This window comes from Streptomyces sp. 4N124, from assembly GCF_052245395.1.
Taxonomy (GTDB): domain Bacteria; phylum Actinomycetota; class Actinomycetes; order Streptomycetales; family Streptomycetaceae; genus Streptomyces.
Genome location: NZ_JBQQBS010000028.1, coordinates 21,341 through 42,169 on the forward strand (window position 1 = coordinate 21,341; position 20,829 = coordinate 42,169).

A 20,829-nucleotide genomic window follows, 5' to 3' on the forward strand; every position below is an offset into this window, starting at 1 on the left:
TCAGTACGGCGAGTCGCAGTGCGCGTAACGGAGAGTCAGGCGAAAGAACGATTTGTATGAAAATCGTCTGAATCGGAGGAGCGCGCATGCCCACCCTGACACCCTCACGTACCTTCCGCCGCCGCGCGGGCGCCACTGTCGTCCTCACCGCCCTCACCGCGGCGGGCGCGTCATGGGTGGCGGCGCCGACGGCGTCGGCCCAAGGGGAGAACGGCGACATCAGGATCCACAGCGTGGGCGTGCCCTTCGGGGACTCGAGAGACGAGCCGGCGGTCTGCAGGTTCTACCTCGACGCCGTCAACTTCGACGTCCTCCCCGCCATCGCCTACACCATCACGCCGCAGCCTCCGCTGCCCTCCGCCGCCACCGTCGCCGGCACCATCCAGCTCGGCGGGGGTGCCGGTCACACCGACCAGCTGAGGCTCGCGGACGGGCAGTACAAGATCACCTGGATCGTGCTGGGCGCCCCCAAGGAGAAGGTCTTCCGCGTCAACTGCCGCGACCGCAACCGCATCGAGGATCACCAGCGCGCCGACGCGGCCTGGGGGCCGGGCGACCACCGCGGCCCACGGGGCGGTGTGCACGCGGGCGGCGGCGGTCTCGTCGACAGCGCCGCCGCGTTCGCGCCGGTGACCGGCGCGGCGGCCGTGGTCGCCCTCGGCGGCACCATGTACTTCCGGATGAACCGCCGCCGGCCCCATGGTGCCGCGTAGGCGCAGACGCAGGCCCTGGCACCGGACTCGCGCCTACCGCCTGACCAGGACGGCCCTGCTCACGGTCGTCCTGGTCACGGTGGTTGTGCGGTGCGAGAGCCCGGACATGCCGGTAGCGCCGGGAGGCGCCCCGGCCACCGTGGCGGCCTCCGGCCCGGCCCGCCCCGCGCCCGCCGACCGCCCCGTCCGCGCCGCCCGCCGCCCCACACCCACGCCCCCGCTCCGCCCACTGCCCCGGTCCCGGCCCACGACCCTCCGCATCCCGTCCCTCGGCATCGACGCCCCGATCACGGGTCTCGGGCTCGACCGGGACCGGGAGCTGGAGACACCCCCGATCGACAAGCCGAAGCTCGTCGGCTGGTACGAGGGCGGCCCCACGCCCGGCGAGCCCGGCACCGCGATCGCCGTCGGTCACCGCGACACCAGGACCGGCCGTGCCGTCTTCGCCGGGCTGGCCGAGGTGAAGCCCGGCAAGCCGATCGAGGCGCGGCGCGCGGACGGCCGTACCGCCGTCTACACCGTGGACCGGGTGAAGGTCTTCGACAAGGCGGACTTCCCCGACAAGGAGGTCTACGGCCCGGCCAAGCGCCCGGAACTCCGCGTGATCACCTGCGGCGGCCTCTTCAGCCGGCGCTCGGGCTACACCAGCAACGTGGTGGTCTTCGCCCACCTGACCGCCACAAAGTGACCAACCTCTTCCCCGACCGCGCACATTCCGTTAACTTCCGTGACCCACGCCCCGTTCGACCCGCACGGGGCATTTCGACCGCCCAAGTGAGCCCTCGGGGGCACCTGTCATGACGCGCGCCATCTCTCTGCACGATGTGAGCAAGGTCTACGACCGTGGTGTCCGTGTGGTGGACCGGCTGTCGCTGGACATCGAGCCCGGTGAGTTCCTGGTGCTGCTCGGGCCGTCCGGGTGCGGGAAGTCCACCGTGCTCAGAATGATCGCGGGGCTGGAGGAGATCACCGAGGGCGAGCTGCTGCTCGACGGCGAGTACGCCAACGATCTGCTGCCGTCCGGGCGGGACATGGCGATGGTCTTCCAGAACTTCGCCCTGTATCCGAGTATGACCAGCCGCGACAACATCGGCTTCCCGCTGCGTATCGAGGCGCCCGGCGCGGACCCCCGCCCGCGCGTGGACGCCACCGCCCGCATGCTGGGCATCGAGGACCTGCTGGACCGCTTCCCCGGTCAGCTCTCCGGCGGCGAACGCCAGCGCGTCGCCATGGGCCGCGCCATCGCCCGGCACCCCTCCGCGTTCCTGATGGACGAGCCACTGTCCAACCTCGACGCCAAGCTCCGCAACCACCTACGGGCCGAAATATCCGCCCTCACCCGCGAGTTGGGCGTCACCACGGTGTACGTCACCCACGACCAGGCCGAGGCCATGTCGCTCGGCGACCGGGTCGCCGTCCTGCGCGGCGGCATCCTCCAGCAGGTCGGCACCCCGCGCTCGGTGTACGCGCTGCCCCGCAACGTCTTCGTCGCCGCCTTCATCGGCATCCCGCGCATCAACCTGCTGCGCGGCCTGGTGCGCGCCCCGCTCGACGGCGCCATGACCATCAGCCTCGGCAAGCAGTATCTGCGGCTGCCCGAACCCCTGTCCCTGGACCACCAGTTGCTCCGCGTCCAGCAGGGCCGGGAGGTCATCGTGGGCCTGCGCTCGGAGGCCGTACGCATCGCCAAACCGGCGTCCGCCCGGCCCGGTGAGGTCGTGCTCACCGGTCTGGTCGAGCATGTGGAGTTCCAGGGGCACGAGGTCCTCGTCCACTTCAACACCGGCTCCCACCCGGCCGTCGTACCCGAGCTGGAGGCCCCGCGCCCCGCCCGCCCGGTCCGGCGCCGCCGCCGCGAGGGCGGCACGGTCCTGGACCGTCTCCGGGAACGCGCGGGCGCGCGGCGCGCAGGACCGGTGGTGGTCCTGGAGCATCCGACGGACGCGGCCTCCGAACCGGTGCCGCCCGAGGGTCGTCTCCCCGGCGACCTCATCGTCCGCACCACCCCGGACCTCGAACTCCGGCACGGAATGCAGGTGCCCCTGCTCGTCGACATCGCCCACCTGTTCGTCTTCGACCAGCACGGCGAGCGGATCTGCCCGGCTCCGGCGCGTTTGCCGGACTTGGAGGAGTAAGGCCCGCCACGATGGGTGCATGAATCTCCAACTCACGCGTACCCAGGCCGCGTTCGCCGTGGCCGGGCTGCTGCTCGCCGTCGGCGCGCCGACCGCCTACGCCACCTTCGACGAGGGGACCTCCGCCGCACCGCAGCGCGGAGAGCCGTACATCGAGACCCAGCTCTTCTTCGGCACCGCGCGCCCGGACGGCGGTCCGGCCGTGACCGACAAGCAGTTCATGGCCTTCATCGACAAGGAGGTCACGCCCGGCTTCCCGAACGGGCTGACCGTGCAGAGCGGGCGCGGTCAGTGGAAGGACATGAGCGGCACGATCGAGAAGGAGCGGTCGTACGAGCTGATCCTGCTGTATCCGGTGACGGAGGCGGGCCCGAGCGACCGGAAGATCGAGGAGATCCGCCGGGACTACGAGAAGGCCTTCGGCCAGGAGTCGGTGGGCCGGGTCGACGACCGGGCCCAGGTCGACTTCTGACCGGTCCGGGAGCTCAGGCCCCCCTGGCGAGCGAAAACTAACATCGCTAGTTTGGTGCTCGGAGCACATGGTCCCGCCCGGGAGGAAGCACGATGAAGGCACACGACGGCATGTACATCGACGGCGCCTGGCGCCCCGCCGCCGGCCAGGACGCGACCGAGGTCGTGAACCCGGCCGACGAGCAGGTCATCGGCCGGGTCCCGGCCGGCAGCGCCGAGGACGTCGACACCGCCGTACGGGCCGCTCGCGCCGCCCTCCCGGGCTGGGCCGCGACCCCGCCCGCCGAACGGGCCGCACGCCTGACCGCCCTCCGGGACGTCCTCATGGCCCGCAAGGACGAGATCGCCGAGACGGTCACGGCCGAGCTCGGCTCGCCGCTGAAGTTCTCCGAGAACGTCCACGCCGCCGTCCCCATCGCGGTCGCGGGCTCGTACGCCGAGCTGGCGGCGACGTACGCCTTCGAGGAAAAGGTCGGCAACTCGACCGTCTTCCACGAGCCGATCGGCGTGGTCGGCGCGATCACGCCGTGGAACTACCCGCTCCACCAGATCGTCGCCAAGGTCGCCCCGGCGCTGGCGGCAGGCTGCACGGTCGTGCTGAAGCCCGCCGAGGACACCCCGCTCGTCGCCCAGCTCTTCGCCGAGGCGGTCCACGAGGCCGGGGTCCCGGCCGGTGTCTTCAACCTCGTCACCGGCCTCGGCCCGGTCGCGGGCCAGGCCCTCGCCGAGCACCCCGGCGTCGACCTGGTCTCCTTCACCGGCTCCACGGCCGTCGGACGGCAGATCGGCGCGACGGCGGGCGCGGCCGTCAAGAAGGTCGCCCTGGAGCTGGGCGGCAAGTCCGCCAACGTCATCCTCCCGAGCGCCGACCTGGCCAAGGCCGTCAACGTCGGCGTCGCCAACGTCATGTCCAACTCCGGCCAGACATGCAGTGCGTGGACGCGGATGCTGGTCCACCGGGAGCAGTACGACGAGGCAGTGGAGCTGGCCGCGACAGCCGCCGCCAAGTACGGCGAGCGCATCGGCCCCGTCGTGAGCGCCAAGCAGCAGGCGCGGGTGCGCGGTTACATCGAGAAGGGTGTCGCGGAGGGCGCGCGGATCGTCGCGGGCGGCGCGGAACCCCCGTATGACCAGGGCTACTTCATCGCGCCCACGGTCTTCGCCGACGTCACCCCCGAGATGACGATCGCCCAGGAGGAGATCTTCGGGCCGGTCCTGTCGATCATCCGGTACGAGGACGAGGACGACGCCCTGCGGATCGCCAACGGCACGGTCTACGGGCTCGCCGGCGCCGTGTGGGCGGGCGACGCGTCGGAGGCGGCGGCCTTCGCCCGCCGGATGGACACCGGGCAGGTCGACATCAACGGCGGACGCTTCAACCCCCTTGCCCCCTTCGGTGGTTACAAGCAGTCGGGTGTGGGCCGGGAACTCGGTGCGCACGGCCTGGCCGAGTACCTCCAGACCAAGTCCCTGCAGTTCTGAGGAGCCCGCACATGGTCCGCGCCGCCGTCCTGCCCGCCATCGGCTCCCCGCTGGAGATCACCGACATCGACCTGCCCGACCCCGGCCCGGACCGCATCCGCGTCCGCCTCGCCGCCGCCGGCGTCTGCCACTCCGACCTGTCCCTGTCCAACGGCACCATGCGCGTCCCGGTCCCGGCCGTCCTCGGCCACGAAGGCGCCGGGACGGTCGTCGCCGTGGGCGAGGAGGTCACCCACCTCGCACCCGGCGACCGTGTCGTCCTCAACTGGGCCCCGTCCTGCGGCAGTTGCCACGCGTGCGCCCTCGGTGAGGTCTGGCTGTGCGCCAACGCGCTGAACGGCGCCGCCGACGTCCACGCCCGGCGCACGTCCGACGGCACCGACCTCCACCCCGGCCTGAACGTGGCCGCGTTCGCCGAGGAGACCGTCGTCTCCGCGTCCTGCGCCCTCCCGCTCCCCGAGGGCATCCCGCTCACCGACGCGGCCCTCCTCGGCTGCGCGGTCCTCACCGGCTACGGCGCCGTCCACCACTCGGCACGCGTCCAGCCGGGGGAGACGGTGGCGGTGTACGGCGTCGGGGGAGTGGGCCTCGCGGCACTCCAGGCGGCCCGTATCGCGGGCGCGTCGAAGATCGTCGCGGTCGATGTCTCCCCGGAGAAGGAGGAGTTGGCGCGGAATGCGGGCGCCACGGACTACGTCGTCGCCTCCGACACCACCGCCCGCGAGATCCGCGCCCTCACCGGCAAGCAGGGCGTCGATGTCGCCGTCGAGTGCGTGGGCCGCGCGACGACCATCCGGACGGCCTGGGACTCCACCCGCCGCGGCGGACGCACCACGGTCGTGGGCATCGGCGGCAAGGACCAGGAGGTCACCTTCAACGCCCTGGAGATCTTCCACTGGGGCCGCACCCTCTCCGGCTGCGTCTACGGCAACTCTGACCCCGCGAAGGACCTCCCGGTCCTCGCCGAGCACGTCCGCGCGGGCCGCCTGGACCTGGGAGCGCTGGTGACGGAGCGGATCGCGCTGGACGGGATTCCGGCGGCGTTCGAGAACATGCTGGCGGGGAAGGGTGGACGGGCGTTGGTGGTGTTCTGAGGCAGACGCGAGCCCGGAGCCCCCTGGGTGCTCCGGGCAACCTTCGCGCACAACCGTTGACGCCATACCGTCCGGTCAGTACGTTCGCCGCCAACGTCCCCAGCACCCACCGGAGTGTGCACGCATGGACATGGCCCCCTCCGCTCACCCCATCCCCACGACCGCCCTCCCCACGGTCAACCGACGCCGCGTAGCCACCGCGGCAGCCCTCGCCTCGGCCGTCGAGTGGTACGACTACTTCGTCTTCGGCATCGCCGCCGCCCTCGTCCTCGGCGACCTGTACTTCCCCGCCGGCAGCTCCACCGCCGGAGTACTCGCCTCCTTCGCCACCTTCGCCGTCGGCTTCCTCGCCCGTCCCCTCGGCGGCATCGTCGCGGGCCAGCTCGGCGACAAGCGAGGCCGCAAGCCCATGCTGGTCCTCGCGCTCACGCTGATGGGCGTCGCCACCACCGGCATCGGCCTGCTCCCGACGTACGAGACGATCGGCGTCGCCGCCCCGATCCTCCTGGTCCTCCTCCGCATCGCACAGGGCGTCGCCGTCGGCGCGCAGTGGGGCGGCGCGATGCTGCTGGCCACCGAGTACGCCCCCGAGGGCAAGCGCGGTGTGTACGGCAGCGTCGTCCAACTCGGCGTCCCCATCGGCGTCGTGACCGCCAACACCGTCTTCCTGCTGGCCGGCGCGTTCACCTCCGAGTCGGCGTTCGCGGCCTGGGGCTGGCGCATCCCGTTCCTGATCGGCCTGTTCGTGCTCGCGCTCGCCTGGTACATCCACACGCGCGTCGAGGAAACGCCTGAATTCCGCGCGGCGGAACGGCAGTTGAGTGAGAAGGAGAAGTCGGAGCAGAACTCCCCGCTGCGCACGATCCTCCGCAACCACCTCGGCACGGTCCTCCTCGCCGGCGGCTCCTTCGCCGTGAACACCGCGACCTTCTACATCCTCATCACCGGCGTCCTCGACTACACGACCCGCGAACTCGACATGAAACGCAGCGCTGTCCTCACGGTCTCCCTCTGCGTCAGCCTCACCCAGCTGATCCTCATCCCGGCGTCCGCCGCGCTGTCCGACCGGATCGGCCGCATCCGGGTCTACGCGTTCGGCGCGGCCGGCATCGCGCTGTGGGCCCTTCCGCTGTTCCTGCTGATCGACACGGGTTCGCTGTTGTGGCTGGCCGTCGGCACCTTCGTCGCCAGCTGCTTCCTCAGCATCATGTACGGCCCCCAGGCCGCCCTGTTCGCCGAGCTGTTCACGCCCGAGATGCGCTACACCGGCGCCTCCCTCGGCTACCAGATCGCGGCCGTGTGCGGCGGCGGACTCGCGCCCTTCGTGATGGTGCTGCTCCTGGAGGCCACCGGCACGTCGATGGCGGTGTCCGCCTACATCATCGGGCTCTCCGTCATCGCCCTGCTGTCCATCAAGGTCCTTGCGGACAGGGCACGTTCACGCTGATTTCGACGCCCGCTCGGGCTGCGGCGCCGACACCCCCTCCGGCGCCGTGGCCCGTCCGCGCGACCGCGACACCGCCACCCCGGCCAGGCACAGCGCCCCGCCCGCGAGCGTGAGCAGCTTCGGCACCTCGCCGAGCGCCAGCCACGACATCAGGACGACGAGTGCGGGGACGGCGTAGGTGGTGGCGCCCATCCGGCTGGCGGTCGTACGGGACAGGGCGTACGCCCACGTCGTGAAGGCCAGCGCGGTCGGGAACACGCCGAGATAGACCATGTTGAGCGTCGCCGACAGCGGGGCGTCCGCCGCGTCCGACACCAGCTGCCCGGCGAACGGCAGACAGGCCACGGCCCCGACCAGACACCCGAACGTCGTCACCTGCAGCGCACTGGCGTGCCCGAGCGCGGGCTTCTGCGCCACGACCCCGCCCGCATAGCCGACGGCCGCCAGCAGACACAGCACCACCCCGAGCACCGACGACCCGCCCCCGCTCGACATCGACAGCCCCACGGCCACCGCACCCGCGAACGACACCGCCATGCCCGCCAGCAGCCGCGGCGGCATCGTGTCACCGAGCAGCCGCGCGGCGAGCAGCGCGACCAGGATCGGCCCGATGTTCACGACCAGGGCCGCCGTCCCCGCATCCACCTGCTGCTCGCCCCAGTTGAGGGCGACCATGTAGAACCCGAACCACAACAACCCCGATATCGCGATCCCGGGCCACGCCGCCCGCGGCGGCCACCCCTCCCGCCGTACGAGACAGAAGATCCCCAACGTGAGGGCTCCCGCCAGCAGCCGCCCGAGCGCCAACGCACCCGGCGAGTACTCCTCTCCCGCACTGCGGATGGACACGAAGGCGGAGGCCCAGAGGACGACGGTGACGGTGGCGGCACCGGCGGCGAGTAGCTCCGTACGGCGGGCAGGGGAGGCGTTCATCATGCTCCAGAGGCTAGGAGAGGGGGATGGGGTGAGGCTCGCGTATTTCGGACGGTGAGATCAGCACGTCAAGGGGTTCACACGGGGCACTGCAGCGCCCCGAAAGGGGCGCGGGGAACTGCGCGACCAGCCCCCACGAGCCCGCACCCGGCACACGACAATGCCCCCACCCCCCTCACCGCAACGCCCCAGCCTCGATACCGAGCAGCTCCCCCAGCACCCGCACCCCCGACGGAGTCACTTTCACGGCCCGCTCGGAACCGATCCGCACACACCACCCCGCGTCCAACGCATGACGGCACAGAGCCGCCCCCGCCACGCCCGCGAGATGGGAGCGGCGCTCCGTCCAGTCGAGGCACCCACGGGCCAGCGGACGCCGTCCCTTGCGATCGAGCCCGATGCCGACCGCGTCGAACCACCGCAGCCCCGCCTCCGTGAGCGCGAACCCGGTGTCCTGGCTCAGCAGTCCGCGCTCGGTCAGCGCGTCGGTCAGCGTGATGCCGAGCCGCCCGGCGAGGTGGTCGTAGCAGGTGCGGCCGCGGGCCATCGCGGACCCGGCGGTCGACTCCCGGAGGGTGCGCGGGCGCGCCGCCGCTTCCGGTGCGACCTGTGCGGCCAGGTCCTCCAGCAGCTGCGCGACCTGCGGATCGGCGAGACGGACGTACCGATGGCGCCCCTGCCGCTCCTCCGCGAGCAGTCCGCCCGCGACGAGCCTGCCCAGGTGCTCGCTCAGCGTCGACGCGGCGACACCCGCGTGCCGGGCCAGTTCCCCGGCGGTCCACGCCCGCCCGTCGAGCAACGCGAGCAGACACACGGCCCGCGTCTCGTCGGCGACGAGCCCGGCAAGCCGGGCCAGCTCGGGGGCGCGGGCGTCTTTCGTGGTCATGCGTTCCAGGATGGGTGACGGACACTTCGGCGGACACCGAAGTGTTGTGATTCGCGGTTCGGCAGCTCGCGGAACTTACAACGGAGCGCTCAGCTCGCCCGTTTGACCTGCTCGTACTGCTGCACCAGCCCGTCCAGCAGCGCGGTCAACCCCGTCTCGAAGGCCCGCTCGTCGATCTTCTCCTGCTGCTCGGCGAGTAGGTGCGCCTGCCCGAGGTGGGGGTAGTCGGCGGGGTCGTACGCGCTTGCGTCGTCCACGAAGCCCCCGGCGAACGAGCCGAGCGCGGAGCCCATGATGAAGTACCGCATCAGCGCGCCGATCGAGGTGGCCTGCGCGGGCGGCCAGCCGGCCTGGACCATAGCGCCGTAGACGGCATCGGCGAGGCGCAGTCCGGCAGGCCGGCGGCCGGGGCCGCGGGCCAGCACCGGGACGATGTTCGGGTGGTCGCGGAGTGCGGCCCGGTAGGAGACGGCCCAGTCGTGGAGCGCGGTCCGCCAGTCCCGGCCGTTCTCGAACATCGACAGATCGACCTGGGCGCTCACCGAGTCGGCGACCGCTTCCAGGATCTCGTCCTTCGTCCGGAAGTGGTTGTAGAGCGAGGGCCCGCTCACGCCCAGCTCGGCGGCGAGCCGGCGCGTCGAGACCGCCGCAAGCCCCTCCGCGTCCACGAGCGCCCGTGCAGCGTCGACGATCCGGTCGGTGCTGAGGAGGGGCTTGCGCGGTCGGGCCATGGCGCACATAGTAGGGCTGCATGCCAGAAACTAGCAGTGCTAATTTAAATGTATGGCCTTCAAGTAGGGCTGACTTAGGGGTGACTTCGCGATGAACCTGGAGCTCAGCGAGGAGCAGATCGCCGTACGGCAGCTCGCCCGGGACTTCGTGGACCGCGAGATCGCCCCGAACGTCGTCGCCTGGGACCGCGCGGAAGACGTCGACCGGGCCATTGTGAAGAAGCTCGCCGAGGTCGGCTTCCTGGGGCTGACGATCGACGAGGAGTACGGCGGCAGCGGCGGCGACCATCTCGCGTACTGCCTGGTGACGGAGGAACTCGGCCGCGGCGACTCCTCCGTGCGCGGCATCGTGTCGGTCTCGCTCGGCCTGGTCGCCAAGACCATCGCCGCCTGGGGGAGCGAGGAGCAGAAGCGCCGCTGGCTGCCGGGCCTGACCTCCGGGGCGTACGTCGGCTGCTTCGGCCTCACCGAGCCGGGCACCGGCTCCGACGCCGGCAACCTCGCCACACGCGCCGTCCGGGACGGCGACGACTACGTCATCAACGGCACCAAGATGTTCATCACGAACGGCACGTGGGCCGACGTGGTCCTGCTCTTCGCCCGCTCCACGGACGCGCCCGGCCACAAGGGCGTCTCCGCGTTCCTCGTGCCGACCGCCGCGCCCGGCCTTACCCGCCGCACCATCCACGGCAAGCTCGGCCTGCGCGGCCAGGCCACCGCCGAACTCGTCCTCGAGGACGTCCGCGTCCCCGCCTCCGCGATGCTCGCACCCGAGGGCAAGGGCTTCTCGGTCGCCATGTCGGCGCTGGCCAAGGGGCGGATGTCGGTGGCGGCGGGCTGCGTCGGCATCGCGCAGGCGGCGCTGGACGCGGCGGTGCGGTATGCGACCGAGCGGGAGCAGTTCGGCAGGACCATCGCCCACCATCAGCTCGTACAGGAGCTGATATGTGACATAGCACTCGACGTCGACGCCGCCCGGCTGCTGACCTGGCGCGTGGCCGACCTCATCGACCGCGGCCTGCCCTTCGCCACCGAGTCCTCCAAGGCCAAGCTGTTCGCCTCGGAGGCCGCCGTCCGCGCCGCCAACAACGCCCTCCAGGTCTTCGGCGGTTACGGCTACATCGACGAGTACCCGGTCGGCAAACTGCTGCGCGACGCCCGCGTGATGACCCTCTACGAGGGCACCAGCCAGATCCAGAAGCTGGTGATCGGGCGGGCGTTGACGGGCGTCTCGGCCTTCTAGGTATCTGCTTTCTAGGTACGTGACTGAGTACTTCGGCGGATGTGGCGCGTCCCACATCCGCCGATCCTTGTCCTCATGAGTGACACAGCGGGCAAGCAGCAGAACACGGCCGCCTTCTACGGGCAGGCGGTCGCCTCCTTCGTCGTCGCCATGGCCGCCACGGCGATCGGCATCTTCAAGCTGGAGGCCGATGTCTGGGTGCGGGCGTTCCTGGCGATCGCCGTCCTGTACCTCGTCACCTCCGCCTTCACCCTCGCCAAGGTGATCAGGGACCGGCAGGAGGCGGAGAACCGGGCGTACCACCCGTTCGAGAAGCTCTGAGCGGGCACGCTAAGCGCTCGCTCACCTTGAGCGGTATGGTGGTGGCCTTGTCGGTGAGAGGGGCGAACGAGCGATGAGTGCGGCGCAGGAGACGGCCGGCGGCGAGCCGCAGGCGTGGGGCGAGGTGACGCCGGACGCGGCCCGGCGGCTGCTGATCGCCGCCGTGGAGGCCTTCGCTGAGCGCGGCTACCACGCCACCACGACCCGGGACATCGCGGGCCGTGCCGGTATGAGCCCGGCCGCGCTCTACATCCACTACAAGACCAAGGAAGAGCTGCTCCACCGCATCAGCCGGATCGGCCATGAGAAGGCGATCGACATCCTGCGTACGGCGGCGCAGCGCCAGGGCAGCCCGGCGGAGCGGCTCGCCGATGCGGTGAGCTCCTTCGTGCGCTGGCACGCCGGGGGGCGCACCACCGCGCGGGTCGTGCAGTACGAACTCGACTCACTCGGCCCCGAGGCTCGCGCGGAGATCGTCGCGCTGCGCCGTCAGTGCGACGCCGAGGTGCGCGGGATCATCGAAGACGGCGTGGCCGCGGGCGACTTCGACGTCCTCGACGTGAAGGGCACCACGCTCGCGGTGCTTTCGCTCTGCATCGATGTCGCCCGCTGGTTCAGCATCGACGGTCCGTGGACCCCGGACGAGGTCGGCGCGCTCTATGCCGACCTCGTGCTGCGGATGGTGGGGGCGAAGTAGTCCGGTCTGCCGGACAGGCCCTGCCCTCAGAGGTAATAGCGGGACACCGACTCGGCGACGCACACCGGCTTGTCGCCGCCCTCGCGCTCCACGGTGAAGGCGACGGTCACCTGCACGCCCCCGGTCACCTCGTCGACACCGCTGATCGTGGCGGTGGCGCGCAGTCGCGAACCGACCGGCACCGGCGCGGGGAAACGGACCTTGTTCGTCCCGTAGTTGACGCCCATCTTCACGCCCTCGACCTTGATCAGCTGGGGCCCGAAGAGCGGAAGCAGTGACAGCGTGAGATACCCGTGGGCGATGGTGGTCCCGAAGGGCCCGGTCGCCGCCTTCTCCGGATCGACGTGGATCCACTGGTGGTCGCCCGTGGCCTCCGCGAACAGGTCGATCCGCTTCTGGTCGATCTCCAGCCAGTCGGTGTACCCCAGCTGCTCGCCCACCGCCGCCTTCAGTTCGTCGGCGGACGTGAAGATCCTCGGCTCTGCCATGTCCCGGCCTCTCGCGTCGCAATGTGACCTGTCTAAGCAACTGCTTAGCATGGTAGGTGGCGGGCCCTCTGTCAACGCACAGGAGCTCTCCGGACGACCGGAGCCGCAGCGGGTCTTGGATGGGTAACCTTCGAGGGGTGCCCCAGATTCACGAGAAGATCCACGAACTCACGGTCGGCCAGCTCGCCGCCCGCAGCGGCGCCGCGGTGTCCGCTCTGCACTTCTACGAGTCCAAGGGCCTGATCGCCAGCCGCCGCACCTCCGGCAACCAGCGCCGCTACACCCGCGACACCCTCCGCCGAGTCGCCTTCATCCGCGCCGCCCAACGCGTCGGCATCCCCCTGGCCACCATCCGCGAGGCCCTGGCCGAACTCCCCGAGGAACGCACCCCCACGAAGGACGACTGGGCCCACCTCTCCGAGGCCTGGCGCTCCGAACTCGACGAACGCATCAAGCAACTCAACCGCCTCCGCGACCACTTGACCGACTGCATCGGCTGCGGCTGCCTCTCCCTCGACACCTGCGTCCTCTCCAACCCCGACGACATCTTCGGCGAACGCCGCTCGGGTTCCCGCCTGCTGGTAGAAGGGCGCGGCAGGAAGGACGAGTAACGGCGCAGGGGCCCCATATCGACGCGCCAGCCGGCGGGCGCCCGCGTGCGGCCGCCAAGCTGCGGGCATACGTGCCGCCAGGTCGGCGCCCACCCAGGCGCGGGCTGCCGTCCCACCCAGCGGTGCCTGCCGTCCCGCCAAGCTGCGGGCATGCGTGCCGCGAGGCGGCGCCCACCCGGCAGGCGGGAGGCCGCCCGTCCCGCCAAGCTGCGGGCATGCGTGCCGCCTGGGGCGGCACGGGTGGGCGCAGGCGGCACCCCGTCAGCGCCGGGCTGCGCGACCCACCCCCGGCCGGCACCAACCGACGGCACCCCGCAAGCGCCGGGCCGCGCGACCCACCCCCGCCCAGCCCTCACCCCGGGTCCCACTCAGCCCACGATCACTCCGGCACCGCTAGCCGCACGCCCCGTACTCCCGCACCCCCGCCACCACCAACTCCGCATTGGACCCCGCCCGCCCCCCGTCCGGCAGGACAACCGTGTCCTCCATCCCGATCCGCGTCGCCAGCCCCAACCGCCCCGCCAGCCGCAGCACAGGCCACGCACCCCCGTCCTCCCCATGCAGCAACACCGGCCGACCATGCGCAGAACCCAGGCCGGCCAACAACACCCGCGCGCTCTCCTCAGCCGTGTCCGGCGACGAATCCGTCACCTCCGCCAGCACCCGCAGAACCTTCCCCCCGAGCGGCGAGCGCGCGAACCGCCCCGCCCCGTCCGTCCCGGACCAGATCCCCGCCTCCACACCGACCCCACGCTCGATCAGCGCGGCGGCGATCTCCTCGGCGCCCGGCTCATGCCAGTTGACCGAGGCGTGATCGGGCAGCACCGTCCACGCACGCACGCGCTCCAGCCGGGCCACCGGATCAGGCTCGGCCCACGCACCGGTGGTCACCCCGACCGGCACCGACACCCGCGCCCGTATCGCATCGAGCGTCGCAGCAACCACCCGCGGCGACAAAGAATCCTGCCCGCAAGGCGTCTTGGGATGAACATGGACGTCCGTCGCGCCGGCCGCGACGGCGAGCACGGCCGACTCGGCCATCGCCTCCGGCGACAGCGGCACCCCGGCTCCGCCGGCGGCCCCCCGGGGCCCGTTGAGACACACCTGCACCATGCCTCGATGGTGCCAGTCACCACTGACAATGCCCTCCGGCATCGCAGCTCACCGCGTTCAATCGGGGGTGCGGCATCCCCGGCGCACCCCCGCCGTACCTATGCGGACGCGGACACCAGCAGTCGTCCGCGCCTGGCCGTGGCCAGCGCCTCGGACGTCAGCACGGGACGCGGCACCACGATGCCGCAGTCCGTGCACACCGGGCCCGAGGAAGGTTCATGGGCCAGGTCGTACTTCCAGATCAGGCGCGCTCCGCCGCACACCGGGCAGTCGGACCCCGGTTCGCGTTCAAGGGCGGAGATCAGTCGGCGCAGTACCTCGGCCAGGGGCTCTCGCGGGTGGACCCGCGGATTGTCGCACCAGGCGACTCCAAAACCGCCCCAGGTCAGCCGGTGCCAGTCATCAACGCTGCCCGGCCTGCGCAGTCCGTCGTGCTTTTCCTTCTTGCGCCGCTCGGCGAACCCGACCTCGTAGGCCAGCCACACCGAACGTGCCTCTTCCAGCTCGTCCAACGCGGCCACGAGCCGCGCTGGATCGGGCGACCGGTCCTCGGGACCGAACCCTGCCCGGGAGCACAAATGGTCCCAGGTCGCCCTGTGCCCGTACGGAGCGAACCGCTCAAGGCACTTGCGGAGCGAGTAGCGCCGAAGCGCCAGATCGCACCGTGGATCTCGCACCTGTCTCGCCAGACTCCGGAAACCGGCCATCGCCCTGCACCTCCGTCACACCTGCACCTGTACTTCGGTTACTTCGGCGTCGTCGTTCGGACGTTGCCGAATAGACGTATCGACACGCGATTCGGCTCCATCCTTTTTCCATGACCTCCAGAAGTTGACGCATGTTCACCTTCCATCTCGGGGATACCGGCGGTAACGTCCGGGCCCACCCCCGTCGGTAGGAGCTGCACATGCCACGGCGCACCCCACGCACCGCCCTCGACAGACTGAGAACTCCCCGTAGATTCCCCGGGTTCCTGAAGTCGGCTTCCGTATGCGTCCTGATTGCCGGCCTTTTGTCCCCGCTTTCCCAAGCGGCGGCGGCCGAGACCGCGGAGATCGACGCGGCGGCGGTCACCGACCACTGCGGCAACCAGTGCTCCGACATCCTCCCGGCCGGCCAGAACGGCAACGCCACCCTCGCCCAGATCATCCTGAACCAGGCCTTCGGCACCCAGCCCGCCCACGCCGAGGACCAGCTGGGCCCGTACGCCAACCTGGCCACCGGCCACTCCGGGCTCACCAACTCCACGATCAACTCGTTCTTCAACGACGCTTCGTTCGGGGTCCCCGCCGATCAAGTCGCCTCCACCGTCAAGCCCGCCGGCCGCAGCGATGTGACGATCGTCCGCGACAAGAAGACGGGTGTGCCGCACATCACCGGCACCACTCGATACGGCACGGAGTTCGGCGCCGGCTATGCGGCGGCCGAGGACCGGTTGTGGCTGATGGACGTCTTCCGCCATGTCGGACGCGGCCAGCTGACCCCCTTCGCGGGCGGCGCGGCCTCCAACCAGGGCCTGGAGCAGCAGTTCTGGCGCACCGCGCCCTACACCGAGGCCGACCTCCAGGCGCAGATCGACAACGCCGTCGCCAGCAACGGCGAGCGCGGCCAGCAGGCTCTCGCCGACGTCAACGCGTACATCGCCGGCATCAACGCCTACATCGACGCCTCCGACAAAGGCCGCTACTTCCCCGGCGAGTACGTCCTGACCGGCCACAAGGATTCCATCACCAACGCCGGCACGATCCAGCACTTCAAGCTCACCGACCTGGTCGCGCTGGCCTCCGTCATCGGCGCCCTGTTCGGCTCCGGAGGCGGTGGCGAGGTCAACAACGCGCTCTCCCTGCTCGCCGCCCAGGAGAAGTACGGTGTCGCCGAGGGCACCAAGGTCTGGGAGTCCTTCCGCGAGCGCAACGACCCCGAGGCCGTCCTCACCCTCCACGACGGCAGCTTCCCGTACGCCTCGAAGCCCGACGACCCGCAGGGCACCGCGATGCCCGACGCCGGTTCGGTGAACGAGGAACAGCTGGTGTACGACCGTACGGGCAGCGCCTCGACGTCGAGTGCCGCCAGCACGTCGAGCACCGCGACCGACACCGCGCTCTCCTCCGCCAAGCGTGGCATGTCCAACGCCCTCGTCGTCAGCGGCGAGCACACCGCCAGCGGCCACCCGGTCGCCGTCTTCGGGCCGCAGACCGGCTATTTCGCGCCCCAGCTGCTGATGCTCCAGGAGATCCAGGGTCCCGGTCTCAGCGCCCGCGGCGCCTCCTTCGCGGGCCTGAGCATGTACGTCGAACTCGGACGCGGCCAGGACTACGCGTGGAGCGCCACGACCTCCGGCCAGGACATCATCGACAGCTACGCCGTCGAACTGTGCCAGGACGACTACCACTACCTGTACCGCGGCACCTGTACGGCGATGGAGAAGGTCGAGCAGAAGAACGCCTGGAAGCCGACCACCGCCGACGGCACGGCGGCGGGCTCGTACACGATGCGGGTCTGGCGCACCAAGTACGGCCCCGTCCAGTACCGAGCCACCGTCGACGGCAAGAAGGTCGCCTACACCACCCTGCGCTCGTCCTTCCTGCACGAGGCCGACTCGATCATCGGCTTCCAGATGCTCAACGACCCGGGCTACGTCAACAGCCCGCAGACCTTCCAGCGCGCGGTGCAGCACATCAACTACACGTTCAACTGGTTCTACGTCGACTCCGAGCACACCGCGTACTACAACAGCGGCGACAACCCGGTGCGGGCCACCGGCGTCGACGCCGAGTTCCCGGTGTGGGCGCGGCCGGCGTACGAGTGGAAGAACTGGAATCCGGCGACGAACACCGCCGACTACACGCCCGCGTCCGCGCACCCGAACTCCATCGACCAGGACTACTACATCTCCTGGAACAACAAGCAGGCCAAGGACTACACGACCGCGCCCTGGGGTGTCGGGTCCGTGCACCGCGGCAATCTGCTGGAGGACCGGGTGAAGAAGATGGTCGCCGCCGGTGGAGTCACCCGGGCCTCGCTGACCAAGGCGATGGCCGACGCCGGGCTCGCCGATCTGCGGGCGGAGGACGTGCTGCCGGATCTGCTCAAGGTCGTCAACAGCTCGACGGTGACCGACGCCACGGCCAAGGCGGCGGTCGACAAGCTGTCCGCGTGGGTGACGGCGGGCGGCAAGCGCACGGAGACGTCGGCCGGTTCGAAGACGTACGCCCATGCCGACGCGATCCGCATCCTGGACGCGTGGTGGCCACTGCTGGTGAAGGCCGAGTTCGAACCCGGCCTCGGCAGCGAGCTGTACGGCGCCTTCACCGCCAACCTGCCGATCGACGAGACCCCGTCGGCCGCCCATGGGCCGACCGGCGCCCATGCCGGAAGCGCCTACCAGTACGGCTGGTGGAGCTATGTCGACAAGGACATCCGGGCGGTGCTCGGTGAGACGGTGCAGGGTCCGCTCGCGAAGAAATACTGCGGCGGCGGCAGCCTCAGCGCCTGCCGGGACACCCTGATCAGCACGCTGAAGGAGGCGGCCGGCAAGACCCCGGCCCAGGTCTACCCCGGCGACGACCTGTGCGCGGCCGGCAACCAGTGGTGCGCCGACTCGATCAACCAGCGCACGCTGGGCGGCATCAAGCACCCCAACATCAGCTGGCAGAACCGGCCGACGTACCAGCAGGTGGTCGAGTTCACATCACATAGGTGAGTTCACGGGCGGCGGGTCAGGCGATACGGCCCGCCGCCAGCACCACCTGCGCCAGCTCGCGGTGCGCGATGTCGCTGTGCGCGCCGGCCGGTGGGCCGCCGCGTCTGACCACGGCGGCCGCGTCGACGTTCACGCACCCCGACGCGGGCAGCTTGCCCTTCTTCAGCGCGTCGGCGAGCTTCAACGCGCGCGTGCCCGGCACCGCCCGCATCCCCTTGTGCCCCATCGCCCCCCACTTGTCGCCGAGCATCCGCCCGACGTCGAGGCCGAGGACCGACCGATCGTCGTCCGCCATACGCGAGGCCAGCGGATACATCGTGCCGAGGGCCGAGTCGTGGTGGGAGTGGCAACACACCAGCGGGCCGTCGATGCGGTTCTGCTGGCCCTGGAGCACCCCTCCCGCGCGCGTGTCGTGCGGGAGCCGGGCCGCGAACGCGTAGTGCGAAAAGGCCCCTTGGAGCAGCGTCACCGACTTCACCGTGCGCACCCCCTCGGGCAGCCCGCGCAGCGCGAACGACACCAGCCGCCCGCCGAAACTGTGCCCGACGAGATGCACGCGCGCATGCGGCACGGCCTTGGCCAGCTGCCCGACGACCCGGCCGAGCCCGCGCTCCCCGACGGTTCCCGCGCGCCGCTTCATCGCGTGGTACGTCGCCTGCCGCAGCAGTTCCTGGGCACCCTTCCAGGGGTTGGGCAGGGAAAAGGAGGCCGTGCCGCCCGGAGACCCGAGACCGGCCAGCGCCTGCGCGAACTCCTCGCAGGCCGTCGCCGCGGACCCGGAGAACATCAGCGGCTCGCTCTGCGGCACCCCCTCCGCCAGCGTGTCCGCCGCGAACAGCGCCTGCGGCCCCGGCGGTACGACCTCCACCAGCAGCCGCACCAGCCGGCCGAACTCCTCCAACTCGGCTTCCTCACGCGGCTGCTGGTCCAGCATGCGCGCGATCTGGTCGATCACGGTCGCCCGGCCGGGAAAGGTCTCCAGCAGCGAGTGCCGGGTGTCCTTGTCGAGCGCGGGCTGCTGGGACGTCTCGGCCGCCACCGACCGTGGGAAGTCGGGGATCGGCTCGTCGGAGAACCGCATCGACGGCCACAGCACACCCACGTACCCGAGCCTGGCCTGGGGCGCGAGCCGGGGGAACGGTGCGAAGAAGCGGCTGTAGAGCCGGGTCGCGATCGAGCGGTCGTTGTTCCAGCCGTGCGCGAAGACGATCAGGTCACCGACCTTCCGGTCCGCGACTCCCGCGAGCAGCCGGTCCCGCTGCTTGCCGTTCACATCGCCGTCCGCGTCGAACGTCAGCTCCCAGTAGGGAGTCACACTCATCTCCGGATCCGCCATGCCGGGCCCCCTTGTCCCCCGATGTCACGTGATGCGTGGCATCGTCCTGCGGCCGGGCGGGGTTGGCCAGACGGCCGGAGTCATCTGTAGAGGAGATACTCCCTCCGCACCTTCCGGAACGCCGCCAGCTCCTGCTGCCAGCCCGCCACCACCTCGTCCGTGCCGGCTCCCGCGTCGATCGCCGTGCGCACCCGCGTGGAGCCGGTGAGTTTGTCGATCCAGTTGTCCGACCGCCAGGCGAAGCCGCTCCACACCTTCTTGGCGGTCACCAGCAGCGCGATGCCCGTGCGCACGGGGTCGTACGCGGCCCGGTCGTGCACATGGATCTGTACGCCGCCGATGGTCTTCCCCTGGAACTTGGAGAAGACCGGAGCGAAATACGCCTCCCTGAAGTGGACCCCGGGCAGGCCCAGTTGATTCACCTCGGCGGCCCAGCGTCCGTCGATGCCCTCGGCACCGAGCAGTTCGAACGGGCGGGTGGTGCCGCGTCCCTCGGAGAGGTTGGTGCCCTCGAAGAGGCAAGTCCCCGAGTACACAAGGGCGGTGTCGGGGGTGGGCATGTTCGGGCTCGGAGGCACCCACGGCAGCCCGGACGCGTCGTAGAACTCCGACCGCTTCCACCCCGTCATCCGTACGGTGTCCAGCTCGACCGGGGCCTCCAGGAACTCCCCGTTGAACAGGTGCGCCAGCTCGGCGACCGTCATGCCGTGCGCCTGGGAGATCGGTTGCCGGCCGACGAACGTCGCGAACTCCTTGTGCAGGACCGGGCCTTGGGCCTCGCGGCCGGTCACCGGGTTCGGACGGTCGAGCACGACGAAGCGTTTGCCGGCGAGTTGGGCGGCCTCCATGCAGTCGTACAGCGTCCAGATGTACGTGTAGAAGCGGGCGCCGACGTCCTGGATGTCGAAGACGATCGTGTCGACTCCGGATGCGGTGAAGATGTCGGCGAGGGGGCGGCCGCTCTTGAGGTACGTGTCGTAGACGGGGAGGCCGGTGGCGGGGTCGTCGTAGCGGCCTTCGGAGCCGCCGGCCTGGGCGGTGCCGCGAAAGCCGTGTTCGGGGCCGAAGACGGCCCCTAGGTTCACTCGGTTGTCCGCGTGCATGAGGTCGACGATGTGGCGGACGTCGCGGGTTACGCCGGTGGGGTTGGTGACGATTCCGACGCGGTCGCCGTTGAGTGTGGTGTAGCCGTCTGCGGCAAGCCGCTCGAAGCCGGTTTGCCTGCGGCGCTGGGCCGCGGAGGCGGGAGGCGCGCTGGAGAGTGCTGTTGCTGCCGTTGTCGCTGCGAGTAGGGCTCGTCTGGATAGGCGCATGGGGTGCACGGTATTGCTCCCGCGGGTTGTGTGGAAGCTGCCGGTAGTTCGTGGCTTGTCGCGCAGTTCCCCGCGCCCCTCACCGGCATTTTCCTCGCCCTTCCTCTGACAC

At 70.7% G+C, this 20,829-nt stretch carries 20 protein-coding genes; 12 read left to right on the plus strand and 8 right to left on the minus strand.

From position 1 onward, the window contains the following. The first annotated feature begins 86 nt into the window (after positions 1 to 86). The 7 genes from ACTWQO_RS26390 (at position 87) to ACTWQO_RS26420 (ending at position 7,342) form a co-directional block, all read left to right on the plus strand. A complete protein-coding gene (locus ACTWQO_RS26390; RefSeq protein WP_443239848.1) occupies positions 87 to 713 on the plus strand; it encodes a hypothetical protein in 627 nt (208 codons plus the stop codon). Beyond that, positions 700 to 1,401, plus strand: coding sequence for a class F sortase (locus ACTWQO_RS26395; protein ID WP_443239849.1), 702 nt, complete (start codon positions 700 to 702; stop codon positions 1,399 to 1,401). The genes ACTWQO_RS26390 and ACTWQO_RS26395 overlap by 14 nt, the downstream gene beginning before the upstream one ends. 109 nt (positions 1,402 to 1,510) lie before the next feature. Further along, entirely contained in the window at positions 1,511 to 2,848 is a 1,338-nt protein-coding gene (locus ACTWQO_RS26400; RefSeq protein ID WP_443239850.1) for an ABC transporter ATP-binding protein, read from the plus strand. Between the two features lie 19 nt (positions 2,849 to 2,867). Further along, positions 2,868 to 3,320, plus strand: a complete 453-nt coding sequence (locus ACTWQO_RS26405; RefSeq protein WP_443239851.1) for a DUF3574 domain-containing protein — start codon at positions 2,868 to 2,870, stop codon at positions 3,318 to 3,320. A gap of 92 nt (positions 3,321 to 3,412) precedes the next feature. Then, positions 3,413 to 4,801 (plus strand): aldehyde dehydrogenase family protein, encoded by a 1,389-nt coding sequence (locus ACTWQO_RS26410; RefSeq protein WP_443239852.1) that lies wholly within the window; start codon positions 3,413 to 3,415, stop codon positions 4,799 to 4,801. 11 nt (positions 4,802 to 4,812) lie between these two features. Beyond that, complete coding sequence (locus ACTWQO_RS26415) at positions 4,813 to 5,895, plus strand: Zn-dependent alcohol dehydrogenase (protein ID WP_443239853.1); 1,083 nt, start codon at positions 4,813 to 4,815, stop codon at positions 5,893 to 5,895. A gap of 124 nt (positions 5,896 to 6,019) precedes the next feature. Then, entirely contained in the window at positions 6,020 to 7,342 is a 1,323-nt protein-coding gene (locus tag ACTWQO_RS26420; RefSeq protein WP_443239854.1) for an MFS transporter, read from the plus strand. On the opposite strand, the gene ACTWQO_RS26425 is transcribed toward ACTWQO_RS26420, so the two are convergent. The 3 genes from ACTWQO_RS26425 to ACTWQO_RS26435 form a co-directional block, all read right to left on the minus strand. Continuing rightward, a complete protein-coding gene (locus tag ACTWQO_RS26425; RefSeq protein ID WP_443239855.1) occupies positions 7,334 to 8,278 on the minus strand; it encodes a DMT family transporter in 945 nt (314 codons plus the stop codon). The genes ACTWQO_RS26420 and ACTWQO_RS26425 overlap by 9 nt on opposite strands. A gap of 172 nt (positions 8,279 to 8,450) precedes the next feature. Next, positions 8,451 to 9,161, minus strand: a complete 711-nt coding sequence (locus tag ACTWQO_RS26430; protein ID WP_443239856.1) for an ArsR/SmtB family transcription factor — start codon at positions 9,159 to 9,161, stop codon at positions 8,451 to 8,453. 89 nt (positions 9,162 to 9,250) lie between these two features. Further along, positions 9,251 to 9,892, minus strand: coding sequence for a TetR/AcrR family transcriptional regulator (locus ACTWQO_RS26435; protein WP_443239857.1), 642 nt, complete (start codon positions 9,890 to 9,892; stop codon positions 9,251 to 9,253). Positions 9,893 to 9,983: 91 nt separating this feature from the next. On the opposite strand from ACTWQO_RS26435, the gene ACTWQO_RS26440 reads away from it, so the two are divergent. The 3 genes from ACTWQO_RS26440 (at position 9,984) to ACTWQO_RS26450 (ending at position 12,153) form a co-directional block, all read left to right on the plus strand. Continuing rightward, complete coding sequence (locus ACTWQO_RS26440; RefSeq protein WP_443239858.1) at positions 9,984 to 11,135, plus strand: acyl-CoA dehydrogenase family protein; 1,152 nt, start codon at positions 9,984 to 9,986, stop codon at positions 11,133 to 11,135. A 75-nt stretch (positions 11,136 to 11,210) separates the two neighbouring features. Next, the gene (locus ACTWQO_RS26445) at positions 11,211 to 11,456 is read left to right on the plus strand and encodes a YiaA/YiaB family inner membrane protein (protein WP_210574749.1); all 246 of its coding nucleotides are present in this window, start codon (positions 11,211 to 11,213) and stop codon (positions 11,454 to 11,456) included. A 73-nt stretch (positions 11,457 to 11,529) separates the two neighbouring features. Next, on the plus strand, positions 11,530 to 12,153 hold the full coding sequence (locus ACTWQO_RS26450; protein ID WP_328441422.1) for a TetR/AcrR family transcriptional regulator: 624 nt from the start codon (positions 11,530 to 11,532) through the stop codon (positions 12,151 to 12,153). Positions 12,154 to 12,179: 26 nt separating this feature from the next. Here the strand turns inward: ACTWQO_RS26450 and ACTWQO_RS26455 are convergent, their stop codons facing one another. Beyond that, positions 12,180 to 12,641: a MaoC family dehydratase gene (locus ACTWQO_RS26455; protein ID WP_443239859.1), complete on the minus strand. Its 462-nt coding sequence runs from the start codon at positions 12,639 to 12,641 to the stop codon at positions 12,180 to 12,182. A gap of 137 nt (positions 12,642 to 12,778) precedes the next feature. Here ACTWQO_RS26455 and soxR point away from each other — a divergent pair, with 137 nt between their 5' ends. Continuing rightward, on the plus strand, positions 12,779 to 13,252 hold the full coding sequence (gene soxR / locus ACTWQO_RS26460; RefSeq protein ID WP_443239860.1) for a redox-sensitive transcriptional activator SoxR: 474 nt from the start codon (positions 12,779 to 12,781) through the stop codon (positions 13,250 to 13,252). A 393-nt stretch (positions 13,253 to 13,645) separates the two neighbouring features. On the opposite strand, the gene ACTWQO_RS26465 is transcribed toward soxR, so the two are convergent. After that, positions 13,646 to 14,365, minus strand: a complete 720-nt coding sequence (locus ACTWQO_RS26465; RefSeq protein ID WP_443239861.1) for a 3-keto-5-aminohexanoate cleavage protein — start codon at positions 14,363 to 14,365, stop codon at positions 13,646 to 13,648. 98 nt (positions 14,366 to 14,463) lie between these two features. Continuing rightward, complete coding sequence (locus tag ACTWQO_RS26470) at positions 14,464 to 15,072, minus strand: hypothetical protein (RefSeq protein ID WP_443239862.1); 609 nt, start codon at positions 15,070 to 15,072, stop codon at positions 14,464 to 14,466. 200 nt (positions 15,073 to 15,272) lie between these two features. On the opposite strand from ACTWQO_RS26470, the gene ACTWQO_RS26475 reads away from it, so the two are divergent. Beyond that, positions 15,273 to 18,068 carry a penicillin acylase family protein gene (locus ACTWQO_RS26475; RefSeq protein ID WP_443239863.1) on the plus strand — a complete coding sequence of 932 codons (2,796 nt, stop codon included), beginning with the start codon at positions 15,273 to 15,275 and terminating at the stop codon, positions 18,066 to 18,068. Positions 18,069 to 18,084: 16 nt separating this feature from the next. Here ACTWQO_RS26475 and ACTWQO_RS26480 read toward each other — a convergent pair whose 3' ends face one another. Then, positions 18,085 to 19,404, minus strand: coding sequence for an alpha/beta fold hydrolase (locus tag ACTWQO_RS26480; RefSeq protein WP_443239864.1), 1,320 nt, complete (start codon positions 19,402 to 19,404; stop codon positions 18,085 to 18,087). A gap of 80 nt (positions 19,405 to 19,484) precedes the next feature. Then, on the minus strand, positions 19,485 to 20,717 hold the full coding sequence (locus ACTWQO_RS26485; protein ID WP_443239865.1) for an exo-beta-N-acetylmuramidase NamZ family protein: 1,233 nt from the start codon (positions 20,715 to 20,717) through the stop codon (positions 19,485 to 19,487). Positions 20,718 to 20,829: the final 112 nt, after the last annotated feature.

What these genes read in the sequence shown, in the direction of transcription:
- ACTWQO_RS26455 (WP_443239859.1), bottom strand. Translation starts at nt 12,641, where the DNA reads ATGGCAGAGCCGAGGATCTTCACGTCCGCCGACGAACTGAAGGCGGCG.
- ACTWQO_RS26430 (WP_443239856.1), bottom strand. Translation starts at nt 9,161, where the DNA reads ATGACCACGAAAGACGCCCGCGCCCCCGAGCTGGCCCGGCTTGCCGGG.
- ACTWQO_RS26470 (WP_443239862.1), bottom strand. Translation starts at nt 15,072, where the DNA reads ATGGCCGGTTTCCGGAGTCTGGCGAGACAGGTGCGAGATCCACGGTGC.
- ACTWQO_RS26410 (WP_443239852.1), top strand. Translation starts at nt 3,413, where the DNA reads ATGAAGGCACACGACGGCATGTACATCGACGGCGCCTGGCGCCCCGCC.
- ACTWQO_RS26425 (WP_443239855.1), bottom strand. Translation starts at nt 8,278, where the DNA reads ATGATGAACGCCTCCCCTGCCCGCCGTACGGAGCTACTCGCCGCCGGT.
- ACTWQO_RS26395 (WP_443239849.1), top strand. Translation starts at nt 700, where the DNA reads ATGGTGCCGCGTAGGCGCAGACGCAGGCCCTGGCACCGGACTCGCGCC.
- ACTWQO_RS26475 (WP_443239863.1), top strand. Translation starts at nt 15,273, where the DNA reads ATGCCACGGCGCACCCCACGCACCGCCCTCGACAGACTGAGAACTCCC.
- ACTWQO_RS26400 (WP_443239850.1), top strand. Translation starts at nt 1,511, where the DNA reads ATGACGCGCGCCATCTCTCTGCACGATGTGAGCAAGGTCTACGACCGT.
- ACTWQO_RS26445 (WP_210574749.1), top strand. Translation starts at nt 11,211, where the DNA reads ATGAGTGACACAGCGGGCAAGCAGCAGAACACGGCCGCCTTCTACGGG.
- ACTWQO_RS26485 (WP_443239865.1), bottom strand. Translation starts at nt 20,717, where the DNA reads ATGCGCCTATCCAGACGAGCCCTACTCGCAGCGACAACGGCAGCAACA.
- ACTWQO_RS26420 (WP_443239854.1), top strand. Translation starts at nt 6,020, where the DNA reads ATGGACATGGCCCCCTCCGCTCACCCCATCCCCACGACCGCCCTCCCC.
- ACTWQO_RS26465 (WP_443239861.1), bottom strand. Translation starts at nt 14,365, where the DNA reads ATGGTGCAGGTGTGTCTCAACGGGCCCCGGGGGGCCGCCGGCGGAGCC.
- ACTWQO_RS26450 (WP_328441422.1), top strand. Translation starts at nt 11,530, where the DNA reads ATGAGTGCGGCGCAGGAGACGGCCGGCGGCGAGCCGCAGGCGTGGGGC.
- ACTWQO_RS26415 (WP_443239853.1), top strand. Translation starts at nt 4,813, where the DNA reads ATGGTCCGCGCCGCCGTCCTGCCCGCCATCGGCTCCCCGCTGGAGATC.
- ACTWQO_RS26405 (WP_443239851.1), top strand. Translation starts at nt 2,868, where the DNA reads ATGAATCTCCAACTCACGCGTACCCAGGCCGCGTTCGCCGTGGCCGGG.
- ACTWQO_RS26390 (WP_443239848.1), top strand. Translation starts at nt 87, where the DNA reads ATGCCCACCCTGACACCCTCACGTACCTTCCGCCGCCGCGCGGGCGCC.
- ACTWQO_RS26435 (WP_443239857.1), bottom strand. Translation starts at nt 9,892, where the DNA reads ATGGCCCGACCGCGCAAGCCCCTCCTCAGCACCGACCGGATCGTCGAC.
- ACTWQO_RS26440 (WP_443239858.1), top strand. Translation starts at nt 9,984, where the DNA reads ATGAACCTGGAGCTCAGCGAGGAGCAGATCGCCGTACGGCAGCTCGCC.
- ACTWQO_RS26480 (WP_443239864.1), bottom strand. Translation starts at nt 19,404, where the DNA reads ATGGCGGATCCGGAGATGAGTGTGACTCCCTACTGGGAGCTGACGTTC.